The 14,078-nt window shown below is 70.2% G+C and carries 2 protein-coding genes; one reads left to right on the forward strand and one right to left on the reverse strand.

Annotation, left to right across the window (positions count from 1 at the left end; translation table 11 throughout):
- Positions 1-207 precede the first annotated feature (207 nt).
- On the forward strand, positions 208-11,940 hold the full coding sequence (locus B7G54_RS07725) for an LWXIA domain-containing protein (RefSeq protein WP_085038552.1): 11,733 nt from the start codon (positions 208-210) through the stop codon (positions 11,938-11,940).
- A 21-nt stretch (positions 11,941-11,961) separates the two neighbouring features.
- Here the strand turns inward: B7G54_RS07725 and asnB are convergent, their stop codons facing one another.
- Positions 11,962-13,929, reverse strand: a complete 1,968-nt coding sequence (asnB, locus tag B7G54_RS07730) for an asparagine synthase (glutamine-hydrolyzing) (RefSeq protein WP_085038553.1) — start codon at positions 13,927-13,929, stop codon at positions 11,962-11,964.
- Positions 13,930-14,078 lie beyond the last annotated feature (149 nt).

Below are 14,078 nucleotides of genomic sequence, written 5' to 3' on the forward strand. Positions count from 1 at the left end.
ACGGCCGGTTTTCAGGGGCGCGAACGTTGCCGGCACCCCGCCGCCGCAGGGCCGCGCGCGTCTCGTAGCGTGCGGCGCGCTCGCGCGCCGGCCGCGCCGCAGCGCTACGAAACAGCGGCGATCCGGCCGCAACCCGTGTCCCTACACTCGTCGGATCGCGTCGCGTCGCGCAGGCGCCGGGCGCCGCGCGGCTCTAGGGAGACAAGCATGCTGTTGATCGACGGATTGGGACTGGGCGTCAACTGGCAGCGCTTCCTGTCGGAAACGCTGAACCCGGTCGTCGCGCCGCCGCCCCCGCCTCCGCCCCCGCCGAAGCAGGACGGTCCGTCGGCCGGCCCCGCGAACCCGAGCGTGGCGCCGCCGATTCCCGTGACAGCCACGCCGTCCACCGATCCGTCGAAGCCGACCAACGCGGAGATCGCGTCCGCGACGTCGCTGGTCCAGAGCATGGCCGCGCAATACACGGTGCCGCCGCCCGACATCACGGTCGAAAACGACAAGACGCGCGCCGTGCAGAAGGCGATCCAGGACGCACAAACGCAATACGACAACGCGTCGCAATCGCTGCAGGGTGCGCAGAACGTGCTGCGGCTCACGAACCGCGATCCCGAATCGACACCCGGCGACCGCAAGACCGCTCAGGATGCCTATGCGAAGGCGCGCACCGCCGCCGACAGCGCGCAGCGCGACCTGAACGTGACGACCGACGCGGGCTACATGATCCTGTACGGCGAACAGGCGAACGCCGACATGCCGGCCGGGATGAAGATCGACGACTCCGGCAAGGTGACCGACCCGGGCGACGCGCAGCACGCCGCCGACCAGCAGTTCAAGGCGCTGCTGGCCGCGTTTCCCGATCACGCGAACGATCCGAACTGGGTGCCGCAGCCGGGCGACTGCAAGAACCCGCTGCAGACCCGGCTCTACGACGACTGGCAGACCGCCAGCGCCACGGCCGCGGTCGGCGCGTCGAAGTATTACGCGGACGTCGCGAATTCGAACCTCGCGTACACGCAGTTCCAGTCGTATCTCGCCGATCCGGATTACAAGAGCGCGCTCGACGCGGGCGTCGGGCGGCTGAACGACGCGCTCCAGCCGCTGGAGCTGCAGGTCACGATGCCCGATGCGCCCGCTTCGCAGGATGCCGCGCAGCAGGCCGTCACGGCGGCCGCGAAGGATGCGAACTACGCGAACGCCGCGGCTGGCGCGGCGAACGACAGCCTGACGCTCACGCATGCGCAGCAGCGATACGATGCAGCCAGCGGCAAGGAAGGGCCGACGGTGATCGTCCCGAACGCGGTGTCGGACGCGAAGACTGCCCTCGCCCGTGCACAGACGGCCGCGAACACGAGCGGCAGCTACCTGCAGATGCTGTCCGCACGGCAACAGGTCGACACGCTGCAGGCCGACTACACGAAGAAGACGCAGGCAGCCGACGCCTGGCACAAGGCCAACCCGAATTCGACGCTGAAGGATCCGCAGGTCGATCTCGACGTCGGCGACGCGTACGCGAAACTGACGCAGGCGCAGCAGCAGGCGGGTATCGCGCACGACGGCTTCGTCGCCACCTACGGCGCAACGCTCGCGCAGCAGTATGACGATCAGGCGTCGCAGATCCAGGCGCAGGTCAACGCGCGTTCGATCTTCACGAAGCCGACCGCGCAATCGCCGCTCCTTGCGCCGCCGCTGTCGACCGCGAACGGCCTGCCGACGCAGCCCGCACCATCGCTGTCGACCGCCGCGACCGCCGCGACCACCGCGACCACCGGCACGCCGACATTGCCGACGGCATCGCCGTTGCCGGCGCCGTCGCTATCGACCGCGAACGGCGGATTGCCGCCGTCGCTCGCCACGACCTTCGCGCTGCCGCAATCGACGGCCACCCCGGCCGCGCCGACGGGCCCGACGATGCTCGACGCGAAGCGCCTGCAGGTGGTCGCGGGTGCGATCCGCGCGGCCGACAGCCGGCTGTCGGATTCGGTCAACGCGCGCGCGACCCAGGCCGCGCTGTCGCAGGCACGCATCCAGCAGACGGGGGCGAAGAGCACGCTCGCGTCGGTGCAGCAGCAGTACGACGACTGGGCGGCTGCGAATCCGCCGCCCGTGCGCTTTCGCACCGTCGCGGGCGACGACATGATCCCGGCGCCGTCGGCGCCGCGCCCGAACCTGTACCAGGACCAGCTTGACAAGGCGAAGGCCGCCGTCACGCAGGCGGACAACGCGGTACAGCGCCTGCAGTTGCTGAGCGAGACCTCGCACCAGCAGGTGCTGATGGACCAGTTCGACGCGGGGCTCGACGAGCGGCTCCGTTACGCGGCGCCCGACTCCGACGCCGGGAACGACTACCGGAAGGCGCTGCACGACTTCTACGAGGCTCATCGCGGCGAGCTGTCGAACTCGCTGCTCGACGCGGCGAGCGCGAGCACGCAGAACGGCAACACGATCGCATTCGGCAAGCTGACGGACAACGAGCAGCGCAACCTGATCGGCGTCGCGCTCGGGATGCAGCCGGACGTGCAGAACGACGCATCGGCGAGCGACGGTTCGGATCCCGTATCGCCCACGAGCGACGACACCGCGCGCTTCACCGACAAGGACAAGCTGAAGACGATCAACACCGTGCGCGATACGCTGCTGTCGGCCGGCGGCGGCGCGAGCACGCAGGTCAGCGTGCTGCCGATGGTGTATGCGGCGAAGGACGCCGGCATGACGACGAGCGCGATCTTCAAGGTCACGGGCAAGGACGGCACGCAATACGTCGACGAGACGGGCAGCACGTACAACGACATCAACGACTACATCAACAACAACGAGCTCTCGACGGACGGTACCGTCGACATCGCGACCGGCCACAACGCGGACGGCACGCTGCAGCTCGTATCGAAGGCCGCGCATCATGAAAGCGGCTTCGACAGTTTCCTCGGCGCGCTGACCAGCACCGGCGCGAATATCGGCATGATGCTCGGCGGGATGGCGCTCGAGGGCCTCGGCGGGCTGCTCGACGGCACCGGAATCGGCGCGATCGTCGGCGTGCCGCTGAACATCCTCGGCGCGGGAATGATGTACACGGCGATCGGCGCGACGATGACGAGCGCCGGGCTCGACATCGCGACGCGCATCGAGCACGGCCGCAGCATCAACCCGTTCACCGACGCGGGCGCGCGCGCCGACTTCATCAATCTCGTGCCGATGGGCGCGGCGGGCGCCGCGAAGCTCGCCGGCAGCAAGCTGTTCACGCGCGCCGTGACGGCACTCACGCGCACGCCGAAAGTCGCGTCGCTGCTCACCACCGGCGCGAAGGCGACCGCGCTCGTGACCGGCGTCGGCGGCGCGGTCGAGGCGTTCGGCGAAGCCGGCGTCGACTATGTCACCGGTAACAGGAAGGCGGCCGGCGAGGAACTCAAGGCCGGGCTCACCAACGTCGCGCTGATGGCCGCCGGCGGACTCAAGGAGCGCGCGGTCACGTCGCAGCGGATCCGCTCGGGCCGGCCGGTACCGATCCGCACGACCGACGGCGACACGGTCACGGTCGACAGCAAGATGCTCGGCCAGATCCTGAACAAGGGCGACGTGTCGTCGCTCGCGTACGGCCGCACCCGCGCGACGCTCGACGGCGAGGCCGTGAAAGTGTCGCCCGAAGGCATGCTGATGGTCGGCGACAAGATCCTGAGCTACGACAACAAGCCGATCCGCGTGCTCGACAAGGTATCGAGCAAGCAGCTGCCGCCCGGCGAGACGGTCGTGCTCGGCGAGGACGGTACGTTGTCCGTCGTAAAGGCATCGCCGAAGGCATGGACCAACGGCACGCGCGTCGACGACGTGACGGGCACCGGCGAGCGCCTGTCGTTCGGCCCGGACGGCGAGATGAGCACGACGCCGAACATCGTCGCGAAGACCAGGCTCGCGCTCCTCGACCACGCGATCGCGCAAACGCGCGATGCGATCCGGCAAGCGAACGCCGCCGAAGCGCAGGGGCCGCGCAGCCTCGAACAGACGGCCGCCGACGGCGAAACGGCGAGCACGGCGAACAACGCCCGCAGCACGCAGCGCACGAGCCAGGAGCGCGCGCGTGTCGATCAACAGCACGACGAAACCGAGGTGAACCGCACGGCGGCTGCGCGCAGCGACCGGCGCAGCGCGGATGCACAGGCCCTGCGCGCACGCACCGCCGAACTCGACGAGCCGGCCGGCGCCGGCACGCGCACGAAGGCCGACGGTACGCCGCCGCGCGTCAACGTGAAGGTGGTCGACCTGACGGACGAAGCGCCCGCCACGCGGCCGGCCACGCGCGACCCGGCCGGCATCGCGGTGCCGCGCGGGCCGGCCGCCGAACCGATGGAGGCCGGCGACCGCACCGTCTACATCGTGCGCGACGGTGCGGCGCAGGATGCGACAGGCGCACGACCCGCCGCGCTGCGCCCGCAGGATCTCGAGGAACCGGTGATCGTCGTGGCGGGCGAGCACGACGCGGCGCTTGCGCCCGAACTCGCGAACCGCTGGCAGAAGCCCGTCTATGCGGCCGCGCCCGACGCGTTCGGCGCCGACGGCCAACTGCACGCGGGCGCACGCGTGCTCCGCTTCGATCCCGCGCCGGAAGCCGCGGCGGCCGAACCCGGCCTCCCGGACGCCCTGGGATCCGAAGAATCGCCATCGGCAACGCCCCGCCCTGCCGTCACCGACGACACGGTGATCGTGCTCGCCGGCAAGCGCGGCGCAAACGAGCCGGCAGTGCCGCGCCCGGCCGCGGCGGCAGAACCCGTCAGCGCGCTCGACGGCATTTTCAGCGCGCCGAATCGTGTGCTCGTACTCGTCAAGCCGGAGCGCCCCGCGACTGTCGAACGCGCCGCGGAACACGACACGGGCACCGGCCCGGCCGCCGCGAAAGCGGCCGACCCTGCGGGCGACGGCAAGACCGCCCGCACGAACGCGGCCGGCGAGCGGCCATCCGCCGCGAACGACGATATCGGGCTCGCCGCCGCGCATCCGGAGACGACGGAAACGCCGCCGCCCGACCATGCCGCGTCGAACCCCGGCTGGCTCACGCGAATCCAGATGCGCTTTGGCGGCGCGGCACTGCCCGAAGCCGCGCAGGCGCTGGCGATGCAGTCCGGCACGCTCGCGACGCAACTGCGCATGTTGCAGGACGCCGGCTGGCGCGTGACGCTCGGCAAGCGCGGCGGCGGCAGCCGCATCGATCCGCGCAAGCGCCGCGTGACGATCGACGGCGCCCTCCAGCACCCGGGCAGCATCACGTACACGCTCGCGCACGAAGCGCGGCATGCGGTCGAGGCGATGGCCGGCGTGCTGAACCTCGACTATCGCAACCGCAACGGCTTCACGCGCAAGGCGCTCGAAGCCGAGGCACGCGCGCAGATCAACGCGTTCGAGGCACGCTACGAAATCCAGCTGGCCGGCGGCGGCGACATCGCCGCGCACGTGCGGCTGCCCGACGCGATCGAGCACGAAGGCAACGTGTGGCGTGCGCCGTCGCACGACTACGCGGGCACGGTCGGCCGGCTCGTCGACGCGTTCGCCGACGCGCCTGTGTCGGGCCGCGACGGCGAGACCTACCGCGAGTTCTACAACGACGTATGGGCCCGCCAGAAGCGCCGCGGCGGCATCCCGCGCCGGATGCCCGCGCCGCAGATGCGCGAGACCGGCGACGCGCCGCGCGGCGTGCGCAGCTTCGACGAACGCGTGGCGTGGAGCCAGGCGCATGCCGAATACGCGTCGCCGTTCGGCGACGGGCCGGTGCCGGCCATCGCCGATCTGCAGGCGGCGCGCAGCCGCCACTTCACGGTGATGCAGGATGAAGGCGTGCTGATGCTGCACGCCGACACGCTGCCGGACGGCACGCTGCTCGCCGGCGGCCGCCCGGTCGGCGTGCACGAATACGCGCTCGACCAGGCACCCGCATTCATCATCCAGGACGGCTATTCGATCGTGCTGTCCGCGAAGCACGGCGGCGATGCGGCCGCCGCGCAGCTCGCGAACCTGTGGCAGCGCCCGGTGTACGCACCGCCCGGACGCGCGGTCGGCGAGCACGCGGCGCTGCTCGACACCGACACGTTCCGCCGCTTCGACCCGGCGCCCGCGGCGGCGCACGACCTCGGCCCGCTGACGGCCGACGCCGAAGGCGTGCACGTCGAAGGTCATCCGGCCAGGCGGATCGACGTCGACCGTCACGTCGGCGAACTGCTCGGCAGCGGCGGCGAGAAAACCGTATTCGCACTCGGTCACGACGCCGCGCTCGCGGTGTACGACAAAGGCCCGCATACGTCGGAAGGCCGCCAGCTCGACGCGGCGATCGACGAAAGCATCGCGCTCGACGATCTCGCCTCGTACGGGCTGCAAACCCTGACGATGAGCGGCCCGTTCTCCGCGCTCAACCGCGTCGCGGTGCTGTACCGGCCGCTCGGCGTGTTCCACAGCTTCGGCTTCGAGACGGGCGCGCTGCCGCGCGTGGTGTCGCGCGCCGCGCTCGAGCACATCCGGCAGATTCGCGAAGTCGTCGAGGGCACGGGCATCGGCTTCGACCTGCAGGGGTTGTTCACGCGCCGCGGCGATTTCCTGCTGAGCGACCCGGGCCCGATCGGCATGGGCGCGGGCGAGCATTTCACCGCGCTGCAGCGCCTCTCGGTCATCGAGCGCGCGCTGACGCAAGGGCTCGAGCGCGGCAACATCGAACTCGCGCATCCCCAACTCGCCGAAACGCCCGCACCCGACGCGTTCGTGCAGAAGCCGTCCGTCATCACGCGCATCCGTATGCGCTTCGGCGGCGCGCCGCTGCCGAAGGAAGCGTATGCACTCGTCGATCGCTCGACGCTGCTGAGCGGACAGATCGCGCTCGCGCACGACGCCGGCTGGCAAGTCGTGGTCGGCCGCCCCGGGCGCGGCAGCCGCGTCGATACCGCGAAGCAGCGCATCGTGCTGGACGGGCGGCTGCGCGGCACGGGCACGCTCGTGTACGCGCTCGCGCACGAAGCGCAGCACGCGGTCGAAACCATCACGCGGCAACTCGCGCTCGACCACGCCTCGCCCGACGCGTTGACGGAAAGCGCGCTGATGGCCGAGGCGCGCGCGCAGGCGAACGCGTTCGCGGTGCGCCGCGCGCTGATCGACGACACGGGAATCGACATCGCGAAGGATGCACACCTGCCCGACGCGATCGCGCGCGAAGCCGATCGCGTGATGCCCGGCGACGAAGCCGGCCTGCGCCGGCTCGCGGCCGCGTTCGGCGACGCCGCACCGTCGGTGCCCGGCCACGCGACCTATCGCGACTACTACGCAAGCCAGGCCGCACACATCCAGGCCGGCGGCGTACCGCGCGAGATGCCGGCCCCCGCGCCGCTCTCGCGACGGCCCGCGCCGGTGCCTGCCCGTGCCGCGAGGCAGGCCGCCAAGCGCACCCAGCGCGCGCTCGACCAGCTCGCGTCGCATGGCAAGCGCGACCTGGTTCGCATCGACGGCGACCAGCTCCCCAGTGTCGCCGACATGAAAGCCGCGTTCGGCAACGACGCACATGTGCTGATCGCGCCGCACATCGACCGGCCGGCCGACCGGGTCGACGCACGGCATCCGCAGCCCACGTTCATCGCGAGCCTGCGCACGGGCGCCAATGGCAAGTTCATCGACAAGAAGCCGGCATCGGACGCTATCGATCCGAAGGTGGCGCAGGACGCATTCCGTCCGCTCAAGTCGAAAGGCGACGCCAGCCGCAAGGACTACGACTACTACGTGTCGCCCGTCCCGCTCGACGAGTTGCTCGCATTCGGCGGCGCCGCCCGCATCGAAGCGTACTTCGGCGAGCAGCGCCAATGGGACGTCGAGCCGTCCGCGACGGGTGCCGCCGACGAAGTCGTCGCCACCATGAAGCAGCTCGACGACGCGCCGCGCTTCCAGCGCCCCAAGCAGGCGGCGAAGCATGCGGGCAAGCACGCCGGCACGGACACGACGGTCTATGCGATCGACCGCAAGACCGGCAAGGTGCTCGGTTATGCAACGCTCGATGCCGCGCAGAAATGGACCTACGTCGAAACCACGTCGCTCGGCGACGCGACGATCGCCGATCGCGAACTCGCCGACGCGTTCCGGCGCCGCTCGCGCCTGTTGCCCGACGGGCGCCGCGGCGTGCGGTTCGTCGTGGCCGACGTCGCGCACGACGTCGTCGACAGCTACGGCGGATTCGCGCCGGCCAAAATGCGCCGCGCGCTCGACGACCGGAAGACGCCGCTGTCGAAGCCGGACGCGACCGTCCAGCGCGTGCTCGGACAGGTCCGCCCGTCGTTGCGGCAAAAGAACCGGGAAGCGACGGACGCCGCCACGCCGAACCTGCTGCCGGCGAACGCGGACACCGCGCTCGACTTCAACGCGCAGCACGCACCGCAGTTGCTGCGCGCGCTCGAGATGGGCAAGATCCCCGACGGCCACTTCGTGTACGTGTACGACCACGAAGGGAGCGTCACCGGCGCGCTGCGCGGCACGCTCACCGGCATCGTCGCGGTGGAGAACGGGACGGTCCGCTGGTACGACGATGCCGCCCAGTTCCGCGACGGCACGAACGAAGGCCTGCCGCTGGAACGGGCGACGATCGGGCGCGGGCCGTTTGGCGGGAATCAGCACTTCCTGCTGTCCACGCTTGCGCCCGATGCGTTCGTGCCGCGCGCGACCGCCCTCAAGGAGGCCGCGCTGCAAGCCGAGGAAGCGGCCCGGCAAGCGGCGGCCGCAGCGGCGGCGGCGGCCGCGCCGCCGGCCACGGGCAAAGGCGGAAAAAGCCACCACAGCGGCAACGGCGTGCAGGCCGGCAAACCCGGCCGCAAGCGCACGCGCGGCAAACCGCAATCGAAGCCATCGAAGCAGCCCGCCGCTCAGCCCGCCAGACCGCCCGCCGTGCCGGCCGCGAAGCCGATCGCGCTCGAGCCGTACCAGCCTGCCTTCGTGTCGAGCACGATCGTCGAATCGGTCACGCGCTACGGCAACGCGAAGGTCGGCGATTTCGCGGCGACGCTCGAACGCCTGAAGGAATGGGGCAAGCGCGACCAGGGCAAGCACGATGGCGACGGCCTGACGTTCAGCGACACGCCGCAGGCGATCATGGCCGATGCCGCGCAGTGGAAGAAGATCTTCAAGACCCTGAACATGTGGCGCGAGGCATCGAGCCTCCATCCGCACGGCTTCCTCGCCAATCCGGGCGGCGGCCGCAACCGGCTGGTGCGCCGTTCGCAGCAGATCGCCACCGACTACGGCGCCGCGCGCACCACCGACCGGAAGCTGATCGACGCCTACGTCGAACTGCCGGCCGACATCCGCGACCGGCTCGTCCCGATGTCGCGCTCGTTCTCGCTGCGCGACGATCCCGAGCAGATGAGGCAAATCATCGAGCAATACGGCGGCGCGCTCCCGGCTGTCGCGCTCCAGGTCGATCCGTATTCGCAGGCCGCCGCGGTCGGCGGCAAGCAGGACCCGGGGCTGATCCGGCGCGCCAGGAAATTCGGCGACCCGACCGGCGCCCGCTACGACGACGACACGGCGACGATCACGCGCACGGATCCCGACGGCACGCAGCGCACACTCGAGCTCGACGATCTCGCCCACCTGCACAAGTGGCTCACGGCGGCCTCGAAGTACGGTTTCCTGCTGCGGCTCGAGGCCGCGCCGGCGCGGCCGCTCGTGTCGCTCGAGGACGGTCATGCGATGGCCGGCACGAACAACGGATACGCGGAGATCCGGCGCATCGGCGAAGCGCTCGAAACGTGGGCGAAGCAGAACGAAGGCGAGAAGGCGCCGCTCGTGATGCTGACCTTCCACGGCGCGGACGCCGTGCTCGAGCCGGTGCCGGGCGAAGGCCACGTGCAGTTGCTGGACGAGATCCTCGGCCGGGAACAGCTCGCCTGGGTCCATGTCGGCCTGTCATGGGGCACGCACGGCGACGACTTCATCGCGAATGCGGACCTGACGCGGGCGCTGGCGAAAAAGATGGTCGAGTACAAGCTGGACGGATCCGGCAAGTTCGAGCGACTGCACGGCGGCGATGCGCTGACACGCGTGTACGAGCCGAACAGCGCCGAAGACTTCGCGAACCAGCAGCGGATCCTCTTCACGGAAGTCGAGCGCATCGCGAAACAGAACCACATGACGGACGACCAGGTCGCGGCATTGCGCGACCAGCTGTACGAGCACAACACGTCGACGCTGCTGAACCAGGCGCGCCGCGCGACGAACGAGTACGGGCAAAGCATGTGGCGGCGCAACGGCGACAAGGGCATCGGCAAGCTGGAAAAGAAGGCGCGCGAAGTCGGCCGCGACTGGCTCAAGCGCAATCGCGACAGCGCCGCCGAACGGCCCGAACTGGCGCCGACGCCGGCTTCCGACGCCCGCCTGCACTGGAAGGAAGTCACCAGCCGGAAGGCGCTGCAGAACGACGGCTCCCATCCGATCGGCGCCAATCGCAAGGCCATCGCGCAGCCCGACCAGCCCGCCGCGGCGATGGACGAGGCCGCCGCGCACCTCAATGCGCTGCGCGTGCACCGGTATTCGAAAGAGCCGTCCGACCGGAGGAAAACGAAGATCACGAGCGGGATCGTCCTCGGCGCGTCCAGCCTGATCGGCCTCGACGCGGCGTTCCACTGGATGAGCCCGACCGTGATGAGCAACCTGTCGTCGTCGTTCCTGCTCGCGTCGCGTCTCGGGCGCGTGTTCCAGGTGATGCACCAGGGCGCCATCCGCAGCCTGCAGTCGGGCGACCCGAAGGCGGCAATCGCGGCGCTGTCGCATCTCGAGGCGACGCTCGCCCGGCAATTCGGCTCCGAAACGCACGAATACGGCGCGCACCGGCCGCTGCAACTCGACGCCGCGGTGCGCGACGCACAAGCGATGGCCATGCAATACGTCGAGCAATACAAGCGCGGGACAATGAGCTTCGACGACGCCAAGGCGAACATCACGGCGCTCGCCGACGACGTGCTCACGCAAATGCAGGGCTTCGTCGGCGGCACGTCGCTGCAGCAGCTTCACGCGGGCAATCCGCGCAGCGTGCTGGGCATCGCGGGGCGCGCGGGCATGACCGTCGCATCGGTCGCCACGCTCGCGAGCGGCATCGGCAAGATCGCCGGCGCGCACGACGGGTTCAGCCTGGCGCTAGGTGCGACCGGCGTCGCGAGCGGCGTGCTCGGCGCGGCGTATGCAGGCGCATCGTTCGTGATCGTGTCGCGGCGCGTGAACGCGGACAAGCGCAGCCGCGTCGTGCGCGCATTCGATTCGGCGGGCGATTTCGCATCGGTCGCGCTCGGCGGCCTTTCCACCGTGTCGCAATGGAAGCAGGGGGAATACGATCTCGCGGTCGCGACCGCGACGTCGACCGCGCTGCTGCTCGCCGGCCGCCTCAATACGCATTTCCCGAACGCCACGCCGTTCGTCAAGAAAATCCCGACCGCCGTGGTGATGATTCCGGTCGCCGCGTTCGGCTACAAGTTCATCATCGGCGTCGCGCCGGTGGTCGGCGGCCTGTTCAACTGGATCTTCGGCGGCGGGTCGCCGTCGCAGTCGAATCTCGCGCCGGGCGCGTTGCCGAGTGCGTCACCGAGCGCGTCGCCCAGTGCAACGCCATCCGCCACGCCGTCGCCCACGGCAACCGCGACGCCGTCGCAACCGTCGCAACCGCCGCAGTCGCCGCAGCCATCGCAGGGAACGCCGTCGAGTCCGCCGTCGCCGTCGAATTCGCCGCAGCCATACATCGTCGTCGCCGGCGATTCGCTGTGGGTAATCGCGGACCGGCATCGCCAATCGCTGCTCGACGCCGCGCACGTGTCGCGCGCCGACCAGCAGGCCATGACGCCCGGCGAGCAGGACGCGCGCGCGCTGAGCGAGATCCTGCAGCTCAATCCGTCGGTTGCCGGCGATCCGGGCCGTCTCGCGATCGGCACGCCGCTGAACGTCGGCTGACGGCCGGCCGCGTGCGCCGCGTCACCCCGCGCGCTGCGCCTCCAGCCACGCCTGGAACATCAGCACCGTCCACAGCTGGTGCTGCCAGTTCATCCGGCCGGCCTGGTGCTGCCGCCACAGGCGCTCGACCGCCACCGGGTCGAAGAAGCCCTCTTCGCGCAGCCGCGACGGCCGCAGCAGTGCCTCGGCCCAGTCGCGCAGCGCGCCGCGCAGCCAGTGATCGATGGGCGCGCAGAAGCCCTGTTTCGGCCGGTCGATCAGCGCGGACGGCACGTACCGGTCGAGCAGCCGGCGCAGCAGCGCCTTCGACTGCCCTTCCGGCAAGCGCAGCGCCGTCGGCACGCGCCACGCGAATTCGACGACGTGATGGTCGAGGAACGGCATGCGCGTTTCGAGGCTCACGGCCATCGCCGCGCGATCGACCTTCGCGAGGATGTCGGTCGGCAGGTAGGTGAGCGTATCGATCGCCATCGCCTGCTCGGCGAAGCTCAGGTGCTCGGGCCAAGCGGACACCGTGTCGAGCGGCGTCGGCGGCTCGTGCCCCGACAGCGCGATGCGTTCCGGATGATGCACCGACGACATCAGCAGCCGGTACAGCCCGATGCGGCTCTCGGCCGTCATCACGTGGCCGAGCTTGTGCAGGCGGTCGCCGATGCGCGTCGCCGATTCGCGCGCCTCCACGCTGCCCCACGCACCCTGCGCGACGGCCGCGAGCTGGTCGGCGTGATCGGGCCGCAACGCATGCAGCGCGGCGGCGATCCGCGCGCGCACCGCCGCCGGCACACGATGCAGCTTGCGCCACAGGCGCGGCGTCAGGAAGTAGCGGGTGTAGCCGCCGAACAGCTCGTCGCCGCCGTCGCCGGACAGGCTCACCTTCACGTGCCGGCGCGTCAGTTCCGACACGAGGAAAGTCGGAATCTGCGATGCATCGGAGAACGGCTCGTCATAGATCGACGGCAGCTTCGGCACGACGTCGAGCGCATGGTCGGCCGTCACGTAGAGTTCGGTATGGCGCGTGCCGAGATGGCGCGCGACTGCCTTCGCGTAACCGGCTTCGTCGTAGCCGGCTTCATGGAAGCCGATCGTAAACGTGTCGACCGGCGTCGCCGATTGCGCCTGCATCAGCGCGACGATCGCCGACGAATCGACGCCGCCCGACAGGAATGCGCCGAGCGGCACGTCCGCTTCCATCTGCCGCGCAACGGCCTGGCGCAGGATCGTGTCGAGCTGGCCGACGGCCTCGTCGGCGCTGCCCTCGAACGGTTGCGCGCGGCCATCCTCGATGGCCTGTTCGAGCGTCCAGTACGCGCGTATGCGCGGCGTATCGCGCGCATGCTCGAACTGGATGAAGGTGCCCGGCGGCAGCTTGTGGATGCCGCGATAGATCGTGTACGGCGCGGGCACGCTCGACTGGCGCAGGTACAGGCACAGCGCATCGCGGTCGACGCTGCCGTCGAAGCCCGGATAGCCGCGCAGCGCCTTGAGCTCGGACGCAAATACCAGCGCGTCGCCGATCCGGCCGTAATAGAGCGGCTTCTCGCCGATCCGGTCACGCGCGAGCGTCAGCACCCGCGACGCGCGGTTCCACAGCGCGAACGCGAACATGCCGGTCGCGCGCCGCAGCGTCGCTTCGACTCCCCACGCGACGATCGCCGCGATCAGCACCTCGCTGTCGGAGTGGCCACGCCACGCCGGTGCGCGACCCGCGCGCTCGAGCTCCGCGCGCAGTTCGCGATGGTTGTAGATTTCGCCGTTGAAGACCATGACGTAGCGGCCGCACGCGGATGCCATCGGCTGTCGGCCGTGCACCGACAGGTCGACGATCGCGAGCCGCCGGTGGCCGAGCGCGATGCCGGCTTCCGGGTCGACCCAGATCCCCTGCCCGTCCGGCCCGCGATGCGCGAGGCTTGCCGTCATGCGCGCGAGCGTGCCGCGCGCTGTCTCCTCATCGAAGGCGACGCTATTCAGAAAGCCGTCGATTCCGCACATTTGATTTGTCCGCCCCTGTTGACCAGTTCCGTCACGCGCGGCGCAACCTCGCGGCCCGCCGTCCGGCGTGACGGTCGAGCCATATTACGAAGAAATAAATCAGCAATAATTCACAGGTGAACTTCCACGCATGCAAGAAAAAAATATCG

This window comes from Burkholderia puraquae (assembly GCF_002099195.1).
GTDB lineage: Bacteria > Pseudomonadota > Gammaproteobacteria > Burkholderiales > Burkholderiaceae > Burkholderia > Burkholderia puraquae.

Bases quoted from the DNA above. Each gene is read 5' to 3' on its own strand.
- B7G54_RS07725 (WP_085038552.1), top strand. From the start codon at position 208: ATGCTGTTGATCGACGGATTGGGACTGGGCGTCAACTGGCAGCGCTTC.
- asnB (WP_085038553.1), bottom strand. From the start codon at position 13,929: ATGTGCGGAATCGACGGCTTTCTGAATAGCGTCGCCTTCGATGAGGAG.